Annotated in this window: 27 protein-coding genes and 1 pseudogene; 21 read left to right on the top strand and 7 right to left on the bottom strand. The window is 52.1% G+C overall.

Annotated elements, in window-relative coordinates; all coding sequences use genetic code 11:
• Positions 1–36 precede the first annotated feature (36 nt).
• From EDM57_RS15145 to EDM57_RS15125, 5 genes are read left to right on the top strand one after another with little or no spacing between them, the layout of a single operon-like run.
• The gene (locus tag EDM57_RS15145) at positions 37–2,145 is read left to right on the top strand and encodes a BglG family transcription antiterminator (RefSeq protein ID WP_122905537.1); all 2,109 of its coding nucleotides are present in this window, start codon (positions 37–39) and stop codon (positions 2,143–2,145) included.
• The gene (locus EDM57_RS15140; protein WP_122905536.1) at positions 2,142–2,576 is read left to right on the top strand and encodes a PTS mannitol transporter subunit IIA; all 435 of its coding nucleotides are present in this window, start codon (positions 2,142–2,144) and stop codon (positions 2,574–2,576) included. The genes EDM57_RS15145 and EDM57_RS15140 overlap by 4 nt, the downstream gene beginning before the upstream one ends.
• A gap of 6 nt (positions 2,577–2,582) precedes the next feature.
• Positions 2,583–3,743, top strand: coding sequence for a mannitol-1-phosphate 5-dehydrogenase (locus EDM57_RS15135; protein WP_122905535.1), 1,161 nt, complete (start codon positions 2,583–2,585; stop codon positions 3,741–3,743).
• A gap of 19 nt (positions 3,744–3,762) precedes the next feature.
• Positions 3,763–5,490: a phosphoenolpyruvate--protein phosphotransferase gene (gene ptsP / locus EDM57_RS15130; protein WP_122905572.1), complete on the top strand. Its 1,728-nt coding sequence runs from the start codon at positions 3,763–3,765 to the stop codon at positions 5,488–5,490.
• 14 nt (positions 5,491–5,504) lie between these two features.
• Positions 5,505–5,765: an HPr family phosphocarrier protein gene (locus EDM57_RS15125; RefSeq protein ID WP_122905534.1), complete on the top strand. Its 261-nt coding sequence runs from the start codon at positions 5,505–5,507 to the stop codon at positions 5,763–5,765.
• Between the two features lie 153 nt (positions 5,766–5,918).
• On the opposite strand, the gene EDM57_RS15120 is transcribed toward EDM57_RS15125, so the two are convergent.
• The 4 genes from EDM57_RS15120 to EDM57_RS15110 form a co-directional block, all read right to left on the bottom strand.
• Entirely contained in the window at positions 5,919–6,212 is a 294-nt protein-coding gene (locus tag EDM57_RS15120; protein ID WP_246005821.1) for an aspartyl-phosphate phosphatase Spo0E family protein, read from the bottom strand.
• Positions 6,213–6,347: 135 nt separating this feature from the next.
• Positions 6,348–6,482, bottom strand: coding sequence for a hypothetical protein (locus EDM57_RS23925; RefSeq protein ID WP_281274241.1), 135 nt, complete (start codon positions 6,480–6,482; stop codon positions 6,348–6,350).
• A complete protein-coding gene (locus EDM57_RS15115; RefSeq protein ID WP_122905533.1) occupies positions 6,479–7,837 on the bottom strand; it encodes a helix-turn-helix domain-containing protein in 1,359 nt (452 codons plus the stop codon). The genes EDM57_RS23925 and EDM57_RS15115 overlap by 4 nt, the downstream gene beginning before the upstream one ends.
• A gap of 270 nt (positions 7,838–8,107) precedes the next feature.
• Complete coding sequence (locus EDM57_RS15110) at positions 8,108–9,178, bottom strand: YeiH family protein (protein ID WP_122905532.1); 1,071 nt, start codon at positions 9,176–9,178, stop codon at positions 8,108–8,110.
• A gap of 206 nt (positions 9,179–9,384) precedes the next feature.
• Here EDM57_RS15110 and EDM57_RS15105 point away from each other — a divergent pair.
• A pseudogene (locus EDM57_RS15105) lies at positions 9,385–9,465 on the top strand (IS66 family transposase); the annotation flags it as partial.
• Positions 9,466–9,567: 102 nt separating this feature from the next.
• On the opposite strand, the gene EDM57_RS15100 reads toward EDM57_RS15105, so the two are convergent.
• From EDM57_RS15100 to EDM57_RS15095, 3 genes are all read right to left on the bottom strand, one after another.
• Positions 9,568–9,846: an aspartyl-phosphate phosphatase Spo0E family protein gene (locus EDM57_RS15100; protein WP_122905531.1), complete on the bottom strand. Its 279-nt coding sequence runs from the start codon at positions 9,844–9,846 to the stop codon at positions 9,568–9,570.
• A 379-nt stretch (positions 9,847–10,225) separates the two neighbouring features.
• Positions 10,226–10,363, bottom strand: a complete 138-nt coding sequence (locus EDM57_RS23370) for a hypothetical protein (RefSeq protein ID WP_170163452.1) — start codon at positions 10,361–10,363, stop codon at positions 10,226–10,228.
• Between the two features lie 21 nt (positions 10,364–10,384).
• Positions 10,385–11,668 carry a helix-turn-helix domain-containing protein gene (locus tag EDM57_RS15095; protein WP_170163451.1) on the bottom strand — a complete coding sequence of 428 codons (1,284 nt, stop codon included), beginning with the start codon at positions 11,666–11,668 and terminating at the stop codon, positions 10,385–10,387.
• 339 nt (positions 11,669–12,007) lie between these two features.
• On the opposite strand from EDM57_RS15095, the gene eutL reads away from it, so the two are divergent.
• The 15 genes from eutL (at position 12,008) to mdh (ending at position 24,724) form a co-directional block, all read left to right on the top strand.
• The gene (gene eutL / locus EDM57_RS15090; RefSeq protein ID WP_122905529.1) at positions 12,008–12,658 is read left to right on the top strand and encodes an ethanolamine utilization microcompartment protein EutL; all 651 of its coding nucleotides are present in this window, start codon (positions 12,008–12,010) and stop codon (positions 12,656–12,658) included.
• Positions 12,659–12,693: 35 nt separating this feature from the next.
• Positions 12,694–13,185 carry a BMC domain-containing protein gene (locus EDM57_RS23920; RefSeq protein ID WP_122905528.1) on the top strand — a complete coding sequence of 164 codons (492 nt, stop codon included), beginning with the start codon at positions 12,694–12,696 and terminating at the stop codon, positions 13,183–13,185.
• On the top strand, positions 13,185–14,678 hold the full coding sequence (locus EDM57_RS15080; protein ID WP_122905527.1) for an acetaldehyde dehydrogenase (acetylating): 1,494 nt from the start codon (positions 13,185–13,187) through the stop codon (positions 14,676–14,678). Before EDM57_RS23920 ends, EDM57_RS15080 begins: the two co-directional genes overlap by 1 nt.
• Before the next feature lie 52 nt (positions 14,679–14,730).
• Complete coding sequence (eutM, locus tag EDM57_RS15075; RefSeq protein WP_005827515.1) at positions 14,731–15,018, top strand: ethanolamine utilization microcompartment protein EutM; 288 nt, start codon at positions 14,731–14,733, stop codon at positions 15,016–15,018.
• A 6-nt stretch (positions 15,019–15,024) separates the two neighbouring features.
• Positions 15,025–15,804 carry a phosphate propanoyltransferase gene (gene pduL, locus EDM57_RS15070; RefSeq protein ID WP_122905526.1) on the top strand — a complete coding sequence of 260 codons (780 nt, stop codon included), beginning with the start codon at positions 15,025–15,027 and terminating at the stop codon, positions 15,802–15,804.
• 16 nt (positions 15,805–15,820) lie between these two features.
• Complete coding sequence (locus tag EDM57_RS15065; RefSeq protein WP_122905525.1) at positions 15,821–16,639, top strand: hypothetical protein; 819 nt, start codon at positions 15,821–15,823, stop codon at positions 16,637–16,639.
• A gap of 4 nt (positions 16,640–16,643) precedes the next feature.
• Entirely contained in the window at positions 16,644–16,931 is a 288-nt protein-coding gene (locus EDM57_RS15060; RefSeq protein ID WP_122905524.1) for a EutN/CcmL family microcompartment protein, read from the top strand.
• Positions 16,932–16,933: 2 nt separating this feature from the next.
• The gene (eutS, locus tag EDM57_RS15055; protein ID WP_122905523.1) at positions 16,934–17,275 is read left to right on the top strand and encodes an ethanolamine utilization microcompartment protein EutS; all 342 of its coding nucleotides are present in this window, start codon (positions 16,934–16,936) and stop codon (positions 17,273–17,275) included.
• On the top strand, positions 17,272–17,715 hold the full coding sequence (locus tag EDM57_RS15050; RefSeq protein ID WP_122905522.1) for a EutP/PduV family microcompartment system protein: 444 nt from the start codon (positions 17,272–17,274) through the stop codon (positions 17,713–17,715). Before eutS ends, EDM57_RS15050 begins: the two co-directional genes overlap by 4 nt.
• 74 nt (positions 17,716–17,789) lie before the next feature.
• Complete coding sequence (locus tag EDM57_RS15045) at positions 17,790–19,250, top strand: sensor histidine kinase (protein WP_122905521.1); 1,461 nt, start codon at positions 17,790–17,792, stop codon at positions 19,248–19,250.
• Complete coding sequence (locus EDM57_RS15040) at positions 19,216–19,827, top strand: ANTAR domain-containing response regulator (protein ID WP_425455808.1); 612 nt, start codon at positions 19,216–19,218, stop codon at positions 19,825–19,827. Before EDM57_RS15045 ends, EDM57_RS15040 begins: the two co-directional genes overlap by 35 nt.
• Positions 19,828–19,962: 135 nt before the next feature.
• On the top strand, positions 19,963–21,423 hold the full coding sequence (locus EDM57_RS15035) for an ethanolamine ammonia-lyase reactivating factor EutA (RefSeq protein WP_122905519.1): 1,461 nt from the start codon (positions 19,963–19,965) through the stop codon (positions 21,421–21,423).
• Positions 21,424–21,443: 20 nt separating this feature from the next.
• Positions 21,444–22,805, top strand: a complete 1,362-nt coding sequence (locus EDM57_RS15030) for an ethanolamine ammonia-lyase subunit EutB (RefSeq protein WP_122905518.1) — start codon at positions 21,444–21,446, stop codon at positions 22,803–22,805.
• Positions 22,806–22,825: 20 nt separating this feature from the next.
• Positions 22,826–23,746, top strand: coding sequence for an ethanolamine ammonia-lyase subunit EutC (eutC, locus tag EDM57_RS15025; protein WP_122905517.1), 921 nt, complete (start codon positions 22,826–22,828; stop codon positions 23,744–23,746).
• A gap of 36 nt (positions 23,747–23,782) precedes the next feature.
• Positions 23,783–24,724: a malate dehydrogenase gene (mdh, locus tag EDM57_RS15020; RefSeq protein ID WP_122905516.1), complete on the top strand. Its 942-nt coding sequence runs from the start codon at positions 23,783–23,785 to the stop codon at positions 24,722–24,724.
• The last annotated feature ends 37 nt before the right edge of the window (positions 24,725–24,761 follow it).

The following is a 24,761-nucleotide window of genomic DNA, read 5'->3' as shown; positions in this document are numbered from 1 at the left end:
GTTTTCCCTCTTTGGCGTTAAGGAGGGAGCAAGGGCATGCATGTATCCTCACGGCAGCGATCAATCATGGAAATTTTATTGCAAGAGGAAAAGGGCATTACTGTAGCGCAGATTGCCGAGCGAATCGGCGTGAGTACCCGAACGGTTCACAGGGAACTGGACGCCCTCGCCCCGCTGTTTGCCGAAAGCGGCCTGGAGCTGGTGCGCAAGACGGGGGCCGGGGTGGAGGTTGCGGGGACAGCCGAGCAGAAGCTCGCGCTGAAAATGTCTGTCTTGCACCAGACGACGACGGAGTTTACCGCTGAGGAACGCAAGGCGATCATCCTCTGCTCCCTGCTGGCAGCCACTGAGCCAGTCAAGCTGATTTCACTGGCGATTGATCTGAAGGTGACGACCGCTACGATCAGCCACGATCTGGATGATCTGGAGGAAATGCTCGGCCGCTACGACCTGACCCTCTTGCGAAAGCGGGGATACGGGGTCGAGCTGCAGGGAAATGAAGCCTCCAAAAGAAGAGCGATCAGTCGCTTGATGGCCGAGTATCTCGATGACCATGAGCTGATCGGCATTATCAAGGAAAACATTCAAAACAAGACAACGCGGGACATGGATTCGATTTCCCGGCGGCTTTTGTCGCTGATTGACCGGGAAAAGCTGATGAAGGTGGAAAATGCCCTGAGCCATCTCGAAGCCGAGCTGCCGTATCCGCTCGCGGACAGCGCCTATATCGGCCTGGTCGCGCATTTGGCACTGGCGATGGAGCGGATTGAAAAAGGGGAAAAAATTCGCTTTGATGAGCATACGCTCGGCGAACTGGCCGGCACCCCTGAATACATCGTGGCGGAAAACATCATGGAGCGACTGCAGCACATTTTTCAAATGGAGATTCCGCCTGATGAAATCGGCTATATTACGATGCATTTGCGCGGAGCAAAGCTGCGGCATTCCCCCGAGGACGCCGTCTGGATGGAGAATACCGAACTGGCTGCCTTGACGGCACGGTTCATTGCCCTGTGTGAAGAGCGTCTCGGGCTTTCACTGCGGGAGGATACGTCCTTGTATCACGGCCTGCTGACGCATCTGGAGCCGGCGCTGTACAGGCTCAGGCGCCAGATGGAGATCCACAATCCGATTCTCGGCCAGATCAAGCAAAACTACCCGGAGCTGTTTACGGTAGCGAAGGAGGCGGTAGCTGTCCTCCTGCCGGAACTGCAAGTGCCGGAGGAAGAGGTTGGCTATCTGGTAATGCATTTGGGGGCAGCGCTGGAGAGGGGGCAGATGGAGCATCAGCGCTATCGGGCCTTGGTCGTCTGCTCCAGCGGTATTGGCTCCTCGAAAATTTTGGCGATGCGCATTAAAAAAGAAATACCCGAGATCGTCAGCTTGCGGAATTTGTCCATGTTCGATCTGGGCAACGTGCCGCAGAGCGACTACGATCTGATTATTTCCACCCTGCCGCTGGCGCTCGACCCGGCAGAATACGTTGTCGTCAGCCCGCTGTTGCCGCAGGACGACATTCAAAAAATCAAGTTTCATCTGCACAACCGTCCCATTCAGGTGGGGGCGGCGAAAAAGGAAAGCAAACTCATGCTGCCTGGCAGACAGTCGCAGGAACGACTGAAGGCGATGCAGCTCTATGCCACTTACGCCAATCAGATTCTCGATGGTTTATGGGGACAGCATATCAGTAACAGCCAGCGCGATATACCGGCTCTTTTGCGGGACATTTGCACAGAGTTGGAAAAAAAGGAAACCGTCCTGGGGACGGAAGCTGTCGTCGAGCAATTGATCGCTCGCGAAAAGCTTGGCGGGCTGGGGATACCCGGCACGTCGATGGCACTGTTCCACGGCAGAAACGAGGCGGTGAAGAAAGCGTCGTTTACGTTTCACCGTCTGGAGCAGCCCGTGTCGCTTTGCTCAATGGACGAAGAGGAAATGCAGGTTGATTTGCTGCTGCTTCTGCTGGGGCCAAAGGAAGTGCCCAAGGAAGGGCTGGAGGTGCTCAGCGAGGTCAGCTCACTATTGATCGAGGAAGACATGCAGAACTTGTTGAAGACTGGAGAACCACAGCATATTGCTGATTATATAGCAGGCAGGCTATATGCCTTTTGCCAGCAAAAGACAGGATGGGAGAGCACAAAATGAAAAACATACTGACCACAGAGAAAATCAAACTGAATGCAAAGGCAGCGAACAAGGAAGAAGCAATCAGACTGGCAGGCGAGCTGCTGGTTCAAGCCGGACACGTGACCGCTCAATACGTGGAAAAAATGCTGGAGCGCGAGGAACTGGCGACCACCTACATTGGCAGCGGCGTAGCGATCCCGCATGGCACGAACGAAGCGAAGGCAGAGATCCGCTCAACGGGAATCTCGGTTGTGCAGGTGCCGGATGGCGTCGATTTTGGCGAAGGGAATACGGCCTATCTTCTGGTCGGAATTGCGGCAGTAGGCGACGAGCATCTGGAGGTTCTGTCCAATATCGCGATCCTTTGCGCGGAGGAAGAAAACGTGAAGCGGATCGTCCAGGCTGCCACAGCAGAAGAAATCCTGGCGATGTTCACCGAGGAGGTGTAATCGCGCATGCTGGCAGTCCATTTCGGAGCAGGCAATATCGGGCGGGGCTTTATCGGCCAACTGTTGAGTCAGGCAGGCTACGAGGTTGTGTTTGTCGATGTGAACACAGCACTGGTCGACGAGTTGAACGAGCGAAAAATGTATCACGTCCAATTGGCAACAGCAGGAAATCCCCAGTCGGTCGTAGAAGGAGTACGTGCGATTCATGGGCAAGATGTTGAAGCTGTCGCTTCGGCCATTGCTACCGCTGATCTGGTGACTACGGCTGTCGGGCCAAACGTGCTTGGACCGATATCGGGAGCGATTGCGGCAGGCATTGCGAAGCGATTGGCAGACAATCCGCGTCCACTCAATGTAATCGCCTGCGAAAACATGATTGGCGGAAGCGCCAAGCTGAAAGAGCACGTCTTTGCCCGGCTTTCGGAAGAACTGCGGGCGGAAGCGGCCAAGCTGATCGGGTTTCCGAATGCGGCAGTAGACCGCATTGTGCCGATCCAGCAGCACGAAGACAAGCTGCTGGTTACGGTTGAGCCGTTTTTCGAGTGGGCCGTGGATCGCTCGCAAATGGTTGGAGACGTCCCGCAGATTGAAGGCGTCACCTATGTGGACGATTTGGCTCCGTATATCGAGAGAAAGCTGTTTACTGTCAATACCGGCCATGCCGTGATTGCTTATCTTGGCTATCAGTTGGGAATGAAAACGATTGATGAGGCCATGCAAAACGAGAAGGTGGCCAAGGCTGTGCGCGGTGCCTTGCAAGAGACAGGGGCTCTGCTGGTAGCCAAGTACGGCTTTGACGAGCAGTCGCATGCACAGTATATCGAGAAAATTTTGGCGCGCTTCGCAAACCCGTTGCTTTCGGACGATGTCGTTCGGGTAGGGCGTTCGCCGCTTCGCAAGCTGTCCCGCCACGATCGACTGGTGGGCCCGGCTGTGGAATGCATGGAGAGAGGAATCAATCCCGAGCATTTGGGGCTGGCGATTGCCGCAGCGCTGTTGTTTGACTCGCCAGAGGACGAGGAAGCGGTGCGCATCCAGTCAGACTTGAAACAATTCGGGTGGGAATATGTGTTGCGCAACAGCACGGGCATTCCGGCAGATCATCCGCTGGAGGAAGTGGTGCGCAGGCAAGCACGGCTGATGCAAGAGTGGACAAGTATCAAGTAAGGAAAGGTCGGTGCAGGGAATGTCCCAAAAAATCGTAGGGGTAAAAGCTTCCGCAGGGGTAGCCATCGGCAAGGCGTTTTTGCTGACCGCTCCTGAGATGGAAATCAAGACGGTAGCGGTAGAGGATGCAGCCAGTGAGGTGCTTCGTTTTGAGGAAGCGCTGGAACGGGCGAAGGCAGACCTGCAGCAAATTGTACTGCGCGTGGAAAAAGAGATGGGGGCGGAGCAGGCCGACATTTTCAGAGCCCACCTGATGGTCTTGGAGGACCCTGAGCTTGTCGATACCGTAAAAGGCAAGATTACAGAGGAAAAGACGAACGCGGAAAGCGCTCTAAACGATGTAGCGCAGATGTTTATCAGCTTGTTCGAACAGATGGACAACGATTACATGCGCGAGCGGGCGGCCGATATTCGCGACGTGACGAAACGTGTCCTGGCGTATTTGCTTGGAGTGAACTTTTTTCAACCTGGCTCTTTGACAGAGGAAGTCATCATCGTGGCGGAGGATTTGACTCCTTCGGACACCGCGCAGCTTGATCGCCGCTATGTAAAAGGCTTCGTGACCGACATTGGCGGACGCACCTCGCACTCTGCGATCATGGCGCGTTCTCTGGAGATTCCGGCTGTGGTCGGGACGCAGACGATCACGAGTGCGGTTACGCCGTCTACACTCGTTATTTTGGACGGGCATGAGGGTGTGGTCATTCTCGACCCGAGCGAGGAAGAGATTGCGTTCTATACAAAAAAACAGGCGGAGTACGCCGAGCAAAAAGCCGAGCTGGAAAAGCTGGTTCACGTTCCAACCATCACGGCGGATCAGCATCACGTAGAACTGGCGGCCAATATCGGAAGCCCGGCCGATGTGGCAGGGGCGCTCGCCAATGGCGCAGAAGGGGTCGGCCTTTTCCGCACCGAATTTTTATATATGGGAAGAGATGACTTCCCGACAGAAGAAGAGCAGTACCTGGCCTACAAACAGGTGCTTGAGAGCATGGGCGAAAAGCCTGTTGTCATCCGCACGCTGGACATCGGCGGCGACAAGCATCTCTCCTATCTGGACATGCCGGAGGAAATGAACCCGTTCCTTGGCTATCGCGCGATCCGGCTGTGTCTCGACAGACAGGAGCTGTTCCGCACGCAGTTGCGTGCCTTGCTTCGGGCGAGCGCGCACGGCAATCTGAAAATCATGTTTCCGATGATCGCGACGCTGGAGGAGTTCCTTGAGGCGAAAGCGATCCTGGAAGAAGAGAAGAAGGGCTTGCAAAACAGCGGAGTCGCTGTATCCGAGCGCATCGAAGTGGGTATCATGATTGAGATCCCTGCTGCTGCCATGATGGCAGATGTATTCGCCCAGGAAGTGGACTTTTTCAGCATCGGAACCAATGACCTGATTCAATATACAATGGCAGCGGATCGCATGAACGAGCGGGTAGCCTACCTGTATCAGCCGTACCACCCTGCGGTTCTGCGGCTTTTGCGCAACGTCATCGAAGCTGGCCACAGCCAAGGCAAATGGGTAGGCATGTGCGGAGAAATGGCGGGCGATCCTGTCGCCATCCCGATTCTTTTGGGACTCGGCCTCGACGAGTTCAGCATGAGTGCGAGCAGCATTTTGCCCGCACGCAAGCAGATTAGCCAGTTGAGCCGGGCGGAAATGGCACAGCATATCGATGCGATTTTGCAGATGGGCACATCCGCACAGGTAGAAGCGTATGTCAAAGAGACAATCTTGAAAGAAGACATCTAAGGAGGGACAACAGGATGGTAGAGAAGAAAATTGTAGTCCAACTGCCGCACGGCTTGCATGCGAGACCGGCAGCCAATTTTGTGAAAGTGGCCACGTCCTTTGCCAGTGAAATCAAGCTTGTCAAAAAGGACAAGACAGTCAACGGAAAGAGCATTATGGGAATTATGGCTTCGGCGATTGCCAAAGGGGAAGAAATCACCCTGATTGCCGATGGCGTGGATGAGAACGAAGCGGTTGCTGCGCTGGAAAAAGTGCTGCTGTCGCAAGAAGGATAAATTTTCACAAAAACCTCCTCTGGGCAGGAGGTTTTTTCTTTAGGCAAAAGCGCTTTGCGGGCTGGCACTACCCCCGAAAGGACTGGTGAGGGACCGCGCAAATTCTCGCCGCTGAACATTCGGCAACCGGATTGTGGACAGCCCCTCCAAACCTCAAATGATCGACTTCGCATTCATTCTGCTTTGGAACTGGACAATATATTCGTCCAGGCGTTGGCTCAGCTCGATCACTTCTACGTTGTCAAAACCTTTTTCTTGAACAAGTTCTACTAACTGTCTTCGCAATTCTTCTATCTTGTTAAATACATCAGCTTCGTTATATCGGTTTTTATCCAATCGGATCGTACACTTGCCTTCGCGGGCAAGCGGTTCCCTATTTGTGAAGGGCATTCCTTTTGGTGGAGGATTGCCCCATTCTACTTTTTTCACGGCGATAAAACGACTCACACCTTCCTTTTTATGTAATATAAGGGTATTCCTACTATACAAGACTATCCCAAAAATTCACCTTTGAAAAAATAGGGAATAGAAAAAGCCAGTACCGTTGCCGATACTGGCTTTTCACTGTAGTAGCCTCTTTTTTTATCCTTCCATTCCATGTGTATTCGCTTGCACATTTGGTATTTTCTTACCAGTTATGACTTCATTGGGCGCCACAACGCCGATGCATAAACCTACAATTAGCATGAGTGATAACGACAATGCTTTGAGCTTCATTCTGATAACCTCCTTAATAATTTATGGTAAACTCGTTCATGTTGCTCTGTTGCATGATGTCGGAGTTCCCAAAACAATGCAGCACACCTTTTAAAAGCCTGATGATCCTTTAATCTGTCAGCTAGATTCAAGCAACATAGTATTTCTTTGAGGGCTTGATTAATACCTCCTTTCTTTAACTCGTATTCAGCTTTATAATAACAAAAATTGATAAATCTTGTAATATTAACTTGATCCTGATGTTCACAAAATCGACGCATTTCTTTGGAATACCGTTCCAGTACATGATCGATGTCAATGTCGTATTTACAGGCCGCTTCCATGACGGTTAAAAGCCCGGCTCGCAGCTCGTCCGGATTCTTTTCTAAAAAGTCCAAATACTCGTCCAAGATATGGGTTTGTCCCAACAGCAAATCGCAAGTATACAGATTAGCTTTTGCCCAAAGCTTGAATCTCTCAACCTCTCTTCGCCCAACATCATCCAGGAGTTCAAACCAGTCAAGATCAGCATAGCCCTGGATATACTTTTTCGCTTCTTCGTATAGCCCCTGCATTTGCAGCGCGACGCCTTTGGCGAGAAAACCTTGTCCATAGTACACAACCAAATGCCGTTCCGTTTTTAACGGTTCAAAGGGCTTTCCACTTTTTCGTTTCCGCAGTTCCTCTTGATACACTCTCATAGCCAGTGCTCTTAACTCATCTGCGTACTTTTCTACTTCTTTCCATTTCTGCAACATGAAACACGCTTTTCTTAAATGCAAGAGGCCGTCCAGTTGGTAACTTTCTGGCAGTCGGTTTCGATAAGGTTCAAACCGGATAACAGCCTTCCAGTTTTCTTCGGCATCTATTCCTTGTAATGCCCGAAACAACCGATACTGGCTGATTGCAAAACGGTCTGTGTGGCAGTCCTTCTCATTTTCAATTACCAGGTTATAAAAAGGCACAGACTCTTTGTGTTTTCCGCTTTCAAACAGTTGTTCCGCCACTGAAAAAAGGATATCGACATTTTTTCGATGTTCCAGCAACCTGGAAACCGTCTGTTGGATACAATCATGCAAGCCGATTTCGGCGCACCGGATCAGGTACGGAATCACGCGCGGCCGCGATACCCTTTCATTGACGAAGCACTCTTCTGTATACAATTCATATAGCCACCCTGGAGGCTTTCCAAAAGTTTTGGCCAAGGCGTCTAGTTGTCCGATTGTCATCGGTCGGTTATTTCGGATAATATCACTAAGGTGTCCCTGATTAATTCCAGACAATTCACTGAGCTTGAGCAGCGTATAGGAATTTTGCTTTTGATGCTTTTCTATTTCTGACCGCAACGACTGTTGCAATGTCTCTTGCAGCCTCATAAAAAAACACTCCCCTAATCCCTGGAAGGGTACATTTTTTAAAAAAATTCACACTAAAAAATTTTTTTCTTATTAAATTTTGCTTATTTTAACATATTGTCTATTTAAAGGTAAAGGATTCAATGTAAGTACTTAATAACCGATCACTCAGCATATAGACGCTACCAGGATAGATGTTCACACTGTTATCAACATATGGGGATAAGCTTTGTTCTTATCCACAAAAAAAACGCCTGGCTGCGTCACCAGGCAATGATCGCTTTTCCACAGTCAGATCAACAGGTAGGAGAGTACAGACAACAGGAGCGAGGTAATGGACATGGCAATCAGCGGCTTTGCCGCTTTTGTGCGCAGGGCACGCAGGTTGACGTTCAGTCCGAGGCCGACCATCGCCATGGTGAGCACGAAGGTGGTCAATTGCGCCACGACTGTGTGGAAGGCGGCGGAGACGGGAAGTTGCTTGCCGAGCACATAGCTTCCGAACAGGCTCATGCCCAGGAAGCCGAGCAAAAACCAGGGAAACGCGATTTTCGTTTCATCTTGCACACTGCCGCTTCGCTTCATCCAGAACATCAGGAGAAAACAGAGCGGGACCAGCAGGAGCACGCGCCCCAATTTGGCTAACAGGCCCACCGCCAGGCCGTCCTGCCCGGCAGGCGCGGCCGCGAGTGCGACATGGGCGATTTCATGCAGGCTGATACCCGACCACATGCCGTAAGCGACGGCAGACACAGGCAGAAATGGGCGCAGGACAGTGTAGGCAATCGCGAAAATGGTGCCAACGAGCGCGATGATACCTACACCAATGGCGGTATCCTCGTCTTTGGTCCGAATGATCGGCGATACGGCGGCGATGGCTGCTGCCCCACAGACGCCCGTTCCGACACCGAGCAGGAGCGAGAGCGAGGTGTCGGCTTTCAGCCATTTGGCGATGAGCATGGTGAGCGCAATGGAAAAGACGATGACTCCTGCGTCGTAGACAAGCAGCCCCAGCCCTTGATGCAAAACGATGTCCACATTCAGCTTCAGTCCGTACAAAATGATGGCGAGCCGAAGCAGTTGTTTCGCGGAAAATTGAATCCCTGACCGAAGCGGTTCCGGGTATCCCCAAAACTGGCGATAGGCGACGGCAATCAGAATGGCACAGGCCAACGGTCCGACCCGGTCAAAGGCGGGAAGGCAAGCCAGGCCGTAACCCAGTAGCGCGATGGCAAAGGTGAAGGCGACGCCGCCGAGCCATAAGGTAAAAGGTGCTGGTATGTTTTGTGACTTGCGTTCAGGTTCCAAAGATGCCTGGTCGTTGTCGTTCAATGGCGCGCTTTCATCCAGCGGAGAAGCCATTCCCGATCACTCCTTGAACAGTTTTGTCAGAGCAGGTACAGCTTCGATGAATGGCATAACCTGAATGGGGCGGGCATGGTAGGCCATCTCTCAATTGAATAAACTTATAACTGCCAGTGGCTCCATGTCAAGCCCGACACATGAAACATCTCTTTAACATTTAAACGAAAATTTTGACAAGATTTGACTCTCTTTAAGGGCGAAATCTGGAAATAGCAAACAATCGCGATGAATGCTCGATCAAGCCTTTTGTTATCGAACGGAAAAACTGGTTGTTTGCGAATACTCTATGGGGAGTTGGCAGCCAGTGCTTTTGGATACCCACGAATCCGAGGAACTGGGACTGTTTATGCTGCGTCATTATTTTTTCGAGATACTTACTACGTTGCTTAATTTCCATCTATCATGCGCGGCTTCTCATCAGACTTCATGGTGGTGACTGTTTGACGTTTACGATGGTATTGCAAAATGTATACGTCCAATTCTTGACTTAGCTTGATAACGGACTTATCATTCAAGCCTCGTTTACTTACCAATTCATGAAGTTGCATTCTTAATTTTTCAATTTTATCATGGAGAGCTTTCGCTGTAATCTGGTCATCGGATAATGTAATTTGTTTTCTTTGTGTTGACCCCTCGGAGGATCGATTTCCTTTATAGTTTCTCATCTTTTCCACCAAATAGTGTTTGTTTTTTGCACAGTGGGTTCATGTAGATAGAATGTCCACTTCTGTGTAGTGTACACCCTGTTTATCCATAAACCCTAAAAAGGTACAATGGATAAACACTCGACTTTACTATGCAAAAAACGACACAAATCAACAATTAACAGACCGATAACGTTTATCAGCCGAGTTCAGCTCACAAGCGTGCATGAAAATATATCTTTCTTTGGCTACGATAGTCTAACTCCTCGTCATTCGTAGAATCGATGAAACTGCTGTGCAATTTACTCCGAACGTCAATTAGGATCTCTTCTATACCAAGGCAATACATAAATGTTCGTAAAAAAAGAACGCTATAGAAGCGTTCTTTGGAAGAATATCATTACCAGCCCGGATCAAAAATGTATGAAATCACACTAGGGACTTGAGTAGGCAGTTTAATTTTTTCAATACCCGAAAAAGTGAGAGGGACAAAAAGTATGGCTACTGCGATACACATCTCAAAGATACGTTTTTTCAAGAAATATTCCCCCATTCTCTTTTACATAATTACCCTAATTTCATTATACAATTCTTTTAATTTTTGTAGAACAGAAATATCCATTTCCTTATTCCTACTAATATACGAGTCCATGATAAGACGCAAACAATCCATGGAGTTTGCATGAGCACTTACTTTCCCGTACTCTAAAGCACTTTTGATATAACAATTCATTGCATCGTGAAAATCCCCCTTCCTTAAAGTAAAGTCTCCTTTGAGTTTATAAAAGTAAGCTAACTCTGACTTTTGGTAAGGAGTTATAAATGTTTGCTGCTCTAATTTAGGCTCATTCTCTAACAATTCTTCAATGGATTGCAGATCGTTATTTCTTAAATGCAATTCAAAAAGCCGATTTATAACGTGGATAGTAGTGTTTCTGGAAGACTCCAGGCTCTTTTGCAACTGTTTAATTGCTGTGTCAACAAGTCCCCTCGCACTGTTCAATGCAGCAGTCATTAATTTAACGTTATCTGGAATGTGTGGGAATGAAAAACCTTTGTAAACATCAAGATAACTTTCTGCTTTATCATATTGTTCCAGATAAAAATATGCATTGCAGATAGCTCCTACCGCATCGGCTTTTATTCTGCTTTCTGTCCCATCTTCCTCTAAGACCAACTCACACAGTTCTATGCACTCGTTATATAGCATCAAATTAAATGCATGAACTCCAAGTTTATATAAAAACAGTGTGCGTTCATTTGGGGATAAAAAATCTGTATAATGCAATGCGTATTTCCCCGATTGATATGTCTCGTGAAGTCGGGAAAAATCGTCTCGTTCAATTAAATACTTATGAAATAACGCTTTTGCCAAATACGTCATGATACCATGTTGTCTGGAATATTTGACAATGCTATTGTAGAGGATAATTTTAACTTGGGAATCACTGATGGATTCTGCAAGGCCATACAGTTTTTCAAGGGATGTGTAGGTATCCTCTTGGTGAGATTGCAACAATTTCAAAGTAACTTTAGAGATGAGGTTGTTATCGGAAAATTTAATCACTTCCAGCAATAGTTCTCTCAATGCCTCTGGTCGTTGTTCTAGCTCGATATAATGTTCAACAATCTCCTTATATGGAATATCCAGAACATTTGCTATTGATTTGATCGTAGACAATTCAGGGCGTTTTGTCTCACCACTTTCAATTTTTGAAAGCCCTCCCTTGGTGATTCCCGAGAGGTTTGACAAATCAGTTAAAGATAAACATTTTTTCTCTCTACATTCTTTTATCAGTTCGCCTAACGTTGTATATCCAAGGCTCTTTTCTTTGAGCTTCACCACTATCACCTGCCAATTCATACAAAAATTTACATTCAATCTCAATGCATTCTACCATTAAATTTTATTTTTGTAAATTGCGTTATATAGCAAAATCGGAAACGTTCATTGACCGAAATCTGGAAAATTGACCGCACACCGAAAACGCTTGCATTTTTCCTTGCCTTGTCATACATTAGAAGCAGGAAGAAGATCGCCTCAATTGGCGCGAATCTTACCCAAAACAAGTGAATAGACAAAAGGCAAAGGTGCCCTTGAACACGAGTCTTGTTCTTTCGTGTTTAGGCACCTTTTTTTGCGCTTTGAAAAGGGAAGTTGTCTGAAAGGAGTGTGACACGCATGGAAAAACCAATTCGAGCGACGCCGCTTGCGATCCGATTGATTCCCAACGTCGATCGGCAATTTGCGGAAAAGCTGAACCTGCCTTCCCATATCCGCAGTGTGGGGATGCTGACATCCACCATTGACGATGTGGGCTATACGGCCATCGATGAAGCGACAAAAAAGGCAGCTGTGGAAGTGATTTACGCCAAGTCGTTTTATGCAGGCTCCGGGCATGCTTCCGGTCCGTTGTCCGGCGAGTTCATCGGGATGATCGGAGGAGCGACGCCATCGGAGGTGCAGAGTGGTATCGATGCAGCCGTTGCCTTCATGGAAAGCGGAGCATGCTTTTATTCGTTGAATGAAGAGGGGACGCATGCGTATTACGCACATGTCGTGTCGCGGACGGGCAGCTACTTGTCTGGGCTCGCCGGCATCAGGGAAGGGGAGCCGCTCGCCTATCTGATCGCTCCGCCGCTTGAGGCCATGTACGGGATAGATGCCGCCCTCAAGGCAGCAGATGTACAGATGGTGCAGTTTTTTGGCCCGCCCACGGAAACAAACTTCGGGGGAGCGCTCCTTACAGGAAGCCAATCGGCATGCACCGCAGCAGCCGCTGCCTTTGCCGACGCAGTAAGAAGCGTCGCCCAACAGCCACTCAAACGATAATAGGGATTTTCCCTCTGTGAAGGGGAGGAAAAGAAATGCGCGCTCATGCATACTCACTGGGCATGATCGAGACGCTGGGCTTGCCCGCTCTCATCGCGGCCGCCGATGCTGCTGCCAAAGCGGCAGACGTCAAGGTCGTTACCTATGAAGGCGCGGATGCAGGGATTGTGACCGTATACGTCATCGGGGATGTTTCTTCGGTTCAGGCGGCCGTAGACGCTGGCGCTGACGCAGCAAGACGCGTCGGACGATTGCTGCACTCCCACGTGATTCCGCGTCCTGATGAAAATGTTCCAAAAATGATTAAAAAGCTGATGAGTTCGGAAGCGAAGGAAGAAGCCAAGCCACAGCCTGCACAGGCAAAGGCGGAGCCGTCGCTGGCAGAGCAGTCGATCAACGATCTGCGCAAGCTGGCCCGCTCGATTGCGGATTTCCCGCTTTCGACCAATGACATCAATACGGCGAAAAAAGAAGACCTGATTCGCCTGATTGAAGAAAAGCAAAAAGGCGGAGGTGACAAAGCATAATGACACTGGACGCTGATCTGTATTCCATTCAGGAAGTGCGCACGTACCTCGCCCAAGCGAAGGAAGCGCAGGCCAAGCTTGCTACCTACACCCAGGAGCAGATCGACCGGATCATCGCTGCCATGTCCAAGGCTGGCGTAGAGAATGCCGAGCGATTGGCCGCTCTGGCGGTTGAAGAGACTGGCTTCGGAAACGTTCCGGACAAACGGATGAAAAACTTGTTCGCTTCCCAGGATGTGTATGCTTCCATCAAAGATGTGAAGACCGTAGGCATCATTCGCAAGGACGAAGTGAACAAGGTGTGGGAAGTGGCGCAGCCAGTCGGGATCGTGGCAGGCATTGTGCCGTCGACCAACCCGACGTCGACCGTCATTTTCAAGTCGATGATCGCGCTCAAGGCGCGCAACGCAATCGTCTTCAGCCCGCACCCGTCGGCAGCCAAATGCACGCTGGAGGCAGCGCGGCTGATGGCACAGGCGGCTGTGCAGGCCGGAGCGCCGGAAGGCTTGATCCATTGTGTCAGCAAGCCTACGCTCCCGGCTACAAACGAGCTGATGAAGCACAAGCTGACCAACGTGATTCTCGCAACAGGCGGCACCCCCATGGTACGGGCTGCATACAGCTCCGGCAAGCCTGCTTACGGTGTCGGACCCGGAAACGTTCCGGTCTACATCCACCACAGCGCTGACTTCGCTGCCGCTGCCAAGCGCATTGTGCAGAGCAAGACCTTCGACTACGGCACCATTTGCGCCTCCGAGCAGGCACTGGTGGTCGAGGAATCGGTCAAGCATCAGATGATTGCCGCTTTGAAGCGCGAAGGAGCGTACTTCCTGGACGAGAACGAGAAGGCAAAAGTGGCCGCCATCATCATGGTCAACGGCTCGCTCAACGCCAAAATCGTCGGTCGTTCCCCGCACGTCATCGCGCAAATGGCAGGCATCTCGATTCCGGCCGATACGCGTGTACTGGTGGCGGAAGAGACGGGCGTAGGCAAAGAGTATCCGCTGTCTGTCGAAAAGCTGGCGCCGATTCTCGCTCTCTACACCGTTCAAGGAGACAACGAGGCGTTTGCCCGTTGCCGCGAGCTGCTCTCGCATGGCGGTCTGGGCCACACCGCCGGGATTCACGCACAGGATGAAAACATCATCGCATCCTTCGGTCAGGCAATGCCGGCTTCCCGCATCCCGGTCAATACCGGAACAACCTTCGGGGGCATCGGGGCCACGACTGGCGTGCAGCCGTCCTTTACGCTTGGATGCGGTTCTTTCGGGAACAACATCACATCCGACAACATCGGTCCCAAGCATCTTTTCAACATCAAGCGCGTCGCTTTCGGCGTAAGAGAAATGCCTGAGTCTGCACCAGTCCAGGCTGCGCCGGCAGCAAAGGCAGAGGAAGCAGTCATGCAAGCTGTCTCGTCGCTGAATGTCGGCCTGAGCCGCGAAGAGATCAAAAACATCATCAAGTCCGTTTTAACGGAAATGACGTCGTAAATCGTAAATAATTAGTAAAAATTTGTCCATATAATTAAGGAGGAATAAAAAAATGGCTGGAGAAATGTCCGCATTGGGAATGGTAGAAACGAAAGGTCTTGTTGGAGCAGTTGAAGCTGCCGATGCAATGGTAAAAGCAGCGAACGTAAAACTGATTGGCAAAGTACACGTAGGCGGCGGTCTCGTAACCGTCATGGTACGTGGTGACGTAGGTGCAGTAAAAGCTTCCACGGACGCAGGCGCCGCTGCTGCTGAAAAAGTAGGCGAGCTCGTATCTGTGCACGTCATCCCACGTCCACACGGAGACATTGAACTGATCCTGCCTAAGCTCGAAGGATAATCCCCTATGGCAGTTATTACAGAGGCAGCTTTGCGAGCCATGCATAAGACAGGCATCCCCAACCCCTTTCTCCTGGAGAAAGGGGATAAACTCACACCAGCAGCGGCAGATTTCTTGAAAGGAAGAGGGATTCAAGTGAAAACGTTTGAAGAACATCAGCAGCAGCCTTCCACCAATCAAACTGCCGGGGCCGTACAGGAAATTCCAGTTGGCGTTTCCAATCGCCACGTTCATTTGTCGCCAGAGGATGTGGAGAAGCTTTTTGGCGCAGGACACCAATTGACGCCGATGCGCGATCTGTCGCAGCCTGGCCAGTATGCTTGCCAGGAAACAGTGACCATCGTCGGGCCAAAAGGCAGCATTCACGGCGTGCGGATTCTCGGACCGGCACGCGGAGCGACACAAGTGGAAATCTCCCGGACTGACGGCTTTGCGCTGGGCGTGCATGCACCTGTGCGGATGTCAGGAGATATTGAAGGAACACCGGGTCTGGTACTCGTAACAGCCAAAGGCACGGTCGTACTGGACAAAGGTGTGATTGTAGCCAAGCGGCACGTTCACATGTCGCCTGCGGATGCCGAGCAGTTCCAGGTGAAGGACGGCGACACGCTGATCCTTGCAACGCAGAGTGACCGCCCTGTCATCTATCCGGATGTGGTCGTACGCGTACATCCACAATTCGCGCTCGATTTCCACGTCGATCTGGATGAAGGGAATGCCGCCAATTTGAAAACGGGCGACCGGGTAAAAGTGATCGGCAAAAACGGCCAGTTTTACTCCGGCTAACGGAGGTAGAGCTTTGATGGACATCAGAGAAATGGTGGCATCGATTACGAAAGAAATTTTGCTTTCCATGAATGCAGAAAAGAAACCGGAAGCGCCTCGTGTCCTGTATGTCTTTTGCGACAGCCAGGCACATGAGGCGTTCCAGGATCATTTTATCCACCTGAAAAACCACGGCATCTGCCACGACATCCTTTTCCTGGACGGGGAAACTTCCTCCTGGCTGGGGATGCACAAGATCGAATGCGGGGGAGCAGGCAAAATCCTCACAGCGGATGAGTATGCTCCCGCACCGCTGGAAGTGCCAAAAGATTACGCCGGAATCGTGATTCCGGAAATTGATCTGGACAACGCAGCGAGAATCGCCTCCGGCCTGAAAGGCACGATCAAGGCAGAAATCGTCTTCTCCGCACTGGTGACAGGCAAGTTCGTCATCGCAGGCTCCGACGTGCCGGGCATCAAGCGCGCTGACCGCCGCACCCTGCAAACGTTGACGTTGCCGCCCGCATACGAAAAGCTGTTCCAGCGCCATGTCGAGGCGATGAAGGAGCTTGGCGTGGAGTTTGTGGAGCAGAAGCGCCTGGCGGAACGCGTCGTTTCCAAGCTGAAGTCCCAACTGCAAAAAGCAGAGGCAAAGTCTGAGCAGCCAACCTTGACCGCCCTGGACGAGGCAGAAGCGGTGTTTTCCGGCAAACTGCTGACGGCTGACTGGATCAAATCCCAGCCGGAACTGCGAAATACGACCTTGCATGTGAAAAAAGGAGCGATTGTCTCTCCGCTGGCTTTTGACAGCATGAGAGAGCGCGGCATTACGGTCAGCTATTTAGGAAAAGGGTGATCGCATGTTTTTGGGAAAAGTGATCGGCAGCGTTTGGGCAACCCAGAAGGAAACCGGCATGGAAAATCTCAAACTGATGGTTGTCCAGCCCATTGACTGGCGCGGCGAAGAGAACGGGCAGACCGTGATCGCAGCAGACCGGATCGGGGCAGGGATCGGTGAGCAGGTTATCGTCTCACGCGGGACGCCTGCCCGTATCCTTTTTACCGGCAGCAGCGTGCCGATCGATGCGATCATCGTGGGCATCGTCGATTCGTTTGAGGTGCCGGGTGCCGCAGGAGGAGAGGGATAGCGATGGAACAGGAACGTTCGCGGGTCATACAGGAATTTGTGCCAGGGAAACAGGTCACGTTGGCTCATGTGATCGCAAACCCTGACCCTATGCTCTATACCAAGCTGGGGATCAAGGAGGCCGGAGCGATCGGCATTCTGACCCTGACACCGACGGAGACGGCCATTATCGCTGCCGACATCGCGACGAAGGCGGCAGGTGTCGAGCTTGGGTTTCTCGATCGTTTCACAGGTTCACTGATTGTCGTGGGGGACGTCTCTGCTGTAGAAATGGCAGTGGATGCGGTCAATCAGGTACTGAGTGAAAAACTGCGGTTTACACCGGCAATGGTGACGAAATCATGACAGGCCGTGTCATGATTATCGGGGCCATCGAGGCGGGCAAGTCTTCTCTGGTCAAAGCGCTGTTCAACGATGAGCAGCCAGCCAGAAAGACCCAGGCGCTTGAATATCGGGACTGGGTGATTGACACGCCGGGCGAGTACAGCGAAAACCCGATGTTTTACCGCACCCTGATGGCAACCTCGCTGGAGGCAACTCTCGTCGTGATGGTCCAGGATGCCACACGCGAGCGCAACTACTTTCCCCCAGGCTTCTCGCAAGGCTTTCCCCAAGCTTGCGTAGGAGTTATCACCAAGATCGACCACCCCGAAGCAGATGTACAACGAGCGGAAGGCTTCCTGCGCCAGTCGCTGGGCGACGCGCCCATTTTTCGAACGTCCGCCTACACAGGTGAGGGAGTGCCGGCACTGCGCGCGTATTTGCAAGAAATCGTAAGCGAATAAGCCTCTTTCCGCCGTAACGAGTCTGTGAGAGAATAAAAGCAATATCAACTCCTAGCAGGTGAAAAGAGGTTCGCATGCAATCCATACGGGAACTGTGCAAGGCGTCTACGATATTGAGTGAGGACGACATCCAGATCGTGGAGGACCTCGCTTCCAAATTGCAGATTTTTGCCGATCTGTCGCAGGCAGACATGTTCATCGACTGCCTGACAGTAGACCGAAGTGCTGCCCTGGTGGTCGCGCAGGCCAAGCCTAGCACGGCGCGGTCCATGTACAGCGGCTCTGTCGTAGGGCATCTGGCAACGGCGATCAACGAGCCTGCTGTCATGTACTGCCTGACTACAGGAAAGCCGGTAATCGGGTCGAGAGGTGTTTCGCAGGAGCAGGTCGTCATGCGGCAAAGCGTCGTGCCGATCACAAACGCCGAAGGCAAAACGATCGGGACGCTGATTACCGAGCAGGATATTTCCAAGCAGGTCGAACAAGAAAAAAATGTCGAGATGCTCAAGGAAACGACCGAACATCTGAGCGAGACGCTGATTCAGTTCGCAGTGCCTGACATGCCGATTTCTTCGCTTTTGCATGAAGGCATGATTTTGTTTGACCAGAGTGGAATCATTACCTACGCCAACGGGCGTGCCCACAAGCTGCTCTCCTTGATCGGCTTTGAGCGGCCGGACAAGGGCGTGAGCATTGAAAGCATTTTTTCCTGGCGTGTTTCCCCGGAAAACTTCGTGCGTCACGGGGGCTACATTCAGGATGAGCTGTCAAAAGGAAAGCATTTTATCATGATGAAAGCGGTTTCGTCCGTGCGCAAGCTCGACATCATCGGAGGCATCATCTTGCTCCGGGATATTTCGGACATCCGCGAAAAAGAAAAGCAGCTGATGATAAAATCGGCTGTCATCAAGGAAATTCACCATCGCGTGAAAAACAATTTGCAAACGATCGCAAGTCTGCTGCGCCTGCAAATGCGGCGTTCGCAGTCGACCGAGATTGAAAAGGTCTACCGGGAAAGCATCAACCGGATCAACAGTATTGCCATTATTCACGAATATTTGGCGCAGGACGGTCTGGAGCAGATCGACTTCAAAGAGATTTTAACCAAAATATCGAAAATAATCGTCTCGTCGATGAGACGTTCAGAGCAAGCTATACAGGTCGTCGTGACGGGAGAATCCGTGTACCTGCCGTCCAACAAGGCGACATCCTTTGCCTTGATCGTCACGGAGCTGATTCAAAACTGCATGATTCACGGCTTTCGCGAGCTTCATGAAGGGCGAATCTCCATCGCGCTTGTTTCGAAGGAGGATTTCGTCAGCCTGTCCGTCACAGATGACGGGGTGGGCATTGAGGACATGGAGCACATTTTCAAAAAAGGGCACCTTGGCTTGAAAATCGTCGACACGCTCGTCAAGGAAGACCTGGGGGGAACGATGCATTTCCGCAACACAGGCAACGGAACGGAAGTGACCATTCTCTATCCGATCCAAAAGGGGGATGAAGATGACACAGCCGAAGATTATGGTAGTTGATGACGAGCCGATCATCCGCATGGACTTGCGCGAGATACTGGAAAACGAAGGCTATCATGTGGTGGCCGAGGCCAAAAACGGGGAAGAGGCGGTCGAGCTCGCTCATCGCCACAAGCCCGACCTCATTATCATGGATGTAAAAATGCCCGGCCTCAACGGCATCAAGGCCAGCAGCATCATCCGCTCCTTTTCGGACTGCTCCATCCTTCTTTTGACCGCGTACAGCCAGAAGGAACTGGTGCTCGATGCGCGGAAAGCCGGGGTAACGGCTTATCTGGTAAAGCCCGTCTCCGAGGATGACCTGATTCCTGCTGTGGAAATCGCGCTCAGCCAAAAGGAAAAAGTCGTGTCGTTGAAGAAAGACATCAGCGATCTGAAACAGAAGATCGAGGATCGAAAATGCGTGGAAAAAGCCAAAGGGAAGCTGATGAAGGCCCTCTCCCTGGAGGAAGAGGCGGCTTACAAATGGATGCAGCAAGCAAGCATGCAACGGCGCATGCCGCTTGTGAAGCTCGCCGAGGAAATTCTCGCAGGCGAGGAAACGTTTTTTTCCAAGGCTGATTTTCATGCCAAATAAAAAGTGTGGAAGAAAAACAAGTAGATAGGAAGAAAGCAAAGGCGCTTGAGTCAGACCGGAAGCGATTTTTTCGGCTGTTCAGGCGTTTTTCTTTTACGGCCTTGTCTGGCACGCCATGGTTCAAGGAGGTTCATGATGGACGAACAATGGATTCAAAGCGTCGGCATCGATGTAGGAACCAGCACGACCAAAATGATCGTCAGTCGTCTGCGTCTGGGGCGCATGTCCAGTACCTTTTCGCTGCCGCGCTACCAGATTGTGGAGCGCCAGCTGCTGTATGCGAGTCAAGTGCATTCCACTCCGCTGCTCGGGTTTGATGAGATTGACGCAGAAGGCATCGGGGCGATTTTGCAAGCAGAGTACGAAAAAGCACAGATCAGTCTGTCGTCCATCAAGTCGGGAGCGGTCATCATCACCGGGGAGACGGCCAGCAAGAAAAATGCGCAGCACATCGTACACCTGCTGGCAGAGCGATCCGGCGATTTTGTAGTGGCTACGGCGGGTGCAGACCTCGAAGGCGTGCTGGCAGGCAAAGGCGCGGGGGCGGAAAAACGCTCGCAAGCGCTGCAAGGAACGGTTGTCAACGTGGATATTGGCGGCGGAACAGCCAATGCGGCCTATTTTCAACGCGGCCGGGCGATTGCGACAGTGACCTTTCACGTAGGGGGCAGACTGATTCGCCTTGAGCGGGAGGACGTCGTGACTTACGTGTCGCCGAACATTCAGGAATGGCTGAAGGCAAAAGGCTTGCACATTGCAGTCGGGCAAAGAGTCGGACTGGCAGAGCTGACGGAAGTAGCTACCCAGATGGCCCGCAGCATGCTCGACTATTTGACGGGCAAGGAACGGCACGTATCGGGCTTGCTCGTCACAGGGCCGCATTTGCGCGGGGAATTCCCGGTAGAGGAGCTGACCGTCTCCGGTGGGGTCGGACAGTTAATGACTGGTCCGCCTGTGAGAAGCATGGCAGATGTCAGCCGCTACGGCGATTTTGGTCCGCTGCTCGGCTATGTGCTGCAGCAGGAGCGGGAAAGAGGCTCGTACCCGGTGCGCTGGCTCGATCCAGAGCAAACTGTGCGGGCAACCGTGATCGGGGCTGGGATGCAAAGCACGGAAATCAGCGGCTCGACCGTGCATATCAAGCCGGAGCTGTTGCCGATCAAAAACATTCCGATTCTCAAGCTGGAGTTTACCGAGGAGCAACTGGCGGACCCGGCGCGGATTCACCAGGAGGTAGCCGCGATCTACCAGCTTGGTGAGCGGCTTTTTGACAAAACAACAGGCATCCCGTTCGCGCTCGCGATTTCAGGCGTCGGCTATTGCTCGTATGCGTTGCTGCAGACGATTGCCCAGGAGCTGGCGGACCAATATCGGCACTATTTTGCCGAGAGCCGGACAATGGTCGTGATCTGTGAGACAGACATGGCAAAAGCTTTGGGCCAGGGGCTGGCGCTGCGCTGCAAGGGAGAGCCGGAGATTATTTGCATCGATCAGGTGCGGGTGGAGTATGGCGATTATATCGACCTGGGTGAGCCGATTTCGGGAACGATTATCCCGGTCGTGGTAAAAACCCTTGCTTTTGATGAGAAGGCGTAACGTACAAAGGGGTGGACGACATGAACACGAAAACGACTGTGCTTGGACAGACCTATCAATTTCGCGATCTGAAAGAAATTTTCGCGAAGGCAAACGAAGACAAATCCGGCGACCAACTGGCTGGAATCGCCGCTTCTGATTCCCGGGAACGCGTGGCTGCCAAGCAAGTATTGGCTGACCTGACGCTGGCAGACATTCGCAACAACCCCATGCTTCCTCCGGAGGAAGACGAAGTATCGCGTGTCATTGAAGAAGGCATCAACGAAAAAATTTACAACGAAATCAAAAACTGGAGCGTCGCTGAGCTGCGCGAGTATATTTTGAGCCACGAGGCGGGTGAGAGCGAGATCAAGCGCATTAGCCGCGGCCTGACCAGCGAAATGATCGCCGCTACCGCGAAGCTGATGAGCAACCTCGACCTGATTACGGCTGCGGCCAAAATTCGCGTGGTGACTCACTGCAATACCGCGATTGGTCAGCAAGGCGTACTGGCATCGCGGGTTCAGCCCAATCACCCGTCCGATAGCGTACAAGGCATCAAGGCATCGCTGTACGAAGGACTCAGCTACGGAATCGGCGACGCGGTAATCGGAATCAACCCGGTTATTGATACAGCGGACAGCGTCAAGGATATTCTCAACATGACCAAAGAGGTAATGGACAAATGGGCGATTCCGACGCAAAACTGTGTACTCGCTCACGTGACCACGCAGATGCGCGCCATCCGTCAGGGTGCGCCTGCCGACCTGATTTTCCAGAGTCTTGCGGGCAGCGAAAAAGGCAACAAAGCCTTCGGGATTGACGTCAAGCTGCTGGACGAAGCCGATGAGCTGATGCGCAAGGAAGGCACTTCCTACGGGCCGAACTTCTGGTACTTCGAGACGGGCCAAGGCTCCGAGTTGTCCTCCGAGGCGCACTTCGGCATCGACCAGGTGACGATGGAGGCGCGCTGCTACGGTCTTGCTCGCAAGTACAATCCGTTTATCGTCAATACGGTAGTGGGCTTCATCGGACCGGAATATTTGTACGACAGCCGGCAAGTGATTCGCGCCGGGCTGGAAGACCACTACATGGGCAAAATGCACGGGCTACCGATGGGCTGCGACGTCTGCTACACAAACCATATGAAGGTTGACCAGAACGACATGGACAATCTCGGGATTTTGCTCTCGGCGGCAGGGGTGAACTTTGTCATCGGGGTGGCGATGGCGGACGACGTCATGCTCAACTATCAATCGACCAGCTTCCACGATATTGCCGCGTTCCGCGAGGTTCTCGGCCTCCGTCCGGCACCTGCTTTTGAAAAGTGGCTGGAAAAAATAGGGATCATGGAAAACGGCAAGCTGACGCCAATAGCAGGCGATCCGACAATCTTCATGTAAGAAGCGGGGGTGTATGAGGGATGGAACAACAATTGGATTTTTTGGTAGACAAAGTAGTGGCCGAGCTGCAAAAAAAGCTGGCCGAGTTGGGCGAAAAAACGTCCGGGCCAAAAGCGGAAGCAGCCGTGGAAGGGAAGGCCGCGCCACAGCAGGGAATAGCCCCGGTAACGGCTACCAAGCCTCAGGAGACACACTCCGCACCAGCCGAGCCAAAGGGAACCGCGCTGATTCCGAATCCGAAATGGAAAGAAGGGCTGGATGAGCTTTTGGCCAGTACACCTGCCCGAATCGGCGTATGGCGTACAGGGGTAAGGCCATTGACGAAAACGATGCTGCAACTCCGCCGCGACCATGCGGCAGCAGTCGATGCCGTCTACGGGGAAGTCAGCCAGGAAGTGCTCGACCAGTTTTCCCTGTTCACGGTGGAAACCCAGTACGACAACACCGAAAACTATTTGAAGCGCCCGGACATGGGACGCGTTCTCACGGAGGAAAGCGTGCGCCTGATCCAGGAGCGCTGCCAAAAGCGACCGCAGGTACAAATCGTCGTCTCCGACGGCCTGAGTGCCAGCGCAGTCGACGCCAACCTGAAAGACGTGCTTCCATCCTTGATGGACTCGTTAAAAAGCTATGGTCTGAGCTGCGGGACGCCGTTTTTTGTCAAAGGCGGGCGCGTGGCGAGCATGGACCATATCGGCGAGATTTTGGAGCCGGAAGTGCTGGTGCTGTTGATCGGGGAGCGGCCGGGTCTGGTAACGGCCCACTCCATGAGTGCCTACATGTGCTATCGTCCGCGTAAAGGAATGGTAGAGTCCGAGCGCACAGTGATCTCCAATATTCATCGTCAAGGAACATCGCCAATCGAGGCAGGCGCCCACATCGGGACGATTCTCGCCAAAATGCTGGAGCAAAAGGCAAGCGGCGTGAAGCTGGTCTTGTAACCTGTGGGGAAAATGACACGACGAGGAGGAACTACCATGACATTTCGCAGAAAAAAAGTAGCCGTCATCGGCAGTGGTTTTACCGGAGCGACAACGGCGTTCATCATGGCGCAAAAAGAACTGGCTGACATCGTTCTGGTGGACATTCCGCAGCTTGAGAATCCAACCAAAGGAAAAGCGCTCGACATGATGGAGTCCTCTCCGGTGCTCGGCTTTGATGCCAACATCACCGGAACGTCCGACTACAAGGATATTCAAGGCTCCGACATCGTCATCATCACAGCGGGGATCGCCCGCAAGCCAGGCATGTCCCGCGACGACCTGGTGTCGACGAACGCGGCCATCATGCGTTCGGTAGCGGAGCAAGTGAAAATTTACGCGCCAAACTCCATCGTACTCATCCTGTCCAACCCGGTAGATGCGATGACCTATACGTTCTTCAAAACATCCGGCTTCCCGAAAAACCGCGTCATCGGTCAATCCGGTGTGCTCGATACGGCGCGCTTCCGCACGTTTGTCGCCATGGAGCTGAACATTTCCGTAGAAGACGTGACAGGCTTCGTGCTTGGCGGACACGGTGACGAAATGGTGCCGCTTTTGCGCTACTCCTACGCAGGCGGCATCCCGCTCGACAAACTGATTCCGCAAGACCGCCTCGATGCCATCGTCGAACGCACGCGCAAAGGCGGCGGCGAGATCGTCGCCCTGCTCGGCAACGGCTCCGCCTACTACGCGCCTGCGGCCGCTCTGGTGGAAATGGCGGAAGCAATCCTGAAAGACAAGAAGCGCATCCTGCCGTCCATCGCTTATCTCGAAGGCGAGTACGGCTACCACGACCTGTACCTGGGTGTGCCAACGCTTTTGGGCGGCAACGGCATCGAGAAAGTGATCGAGCTGGATCTGACTGCTGCCGAGAAGGCCGCGCTGGACAAATCGGCTGATTCTGTTCGCGCTGTGTTGAAAGTGGCTATGCAATAACGTTATTTGATAGACGGAAGGGGCTGTCCAATAAGTC

The sequence above is a fragment of the Brevibacillus gelatini genome (assembly GCF_003710935.1).
GTDB classification, from domain to species: domain Bacteria; phylum Bacillota; class Bacilli; order Brevibacillales; family Brevibacillaceae; genus Brevibacillus; species Brevibacillus gelatini.
This window is presented reverse-complemented; position numbering and strand designations above follow the sequence as displayed.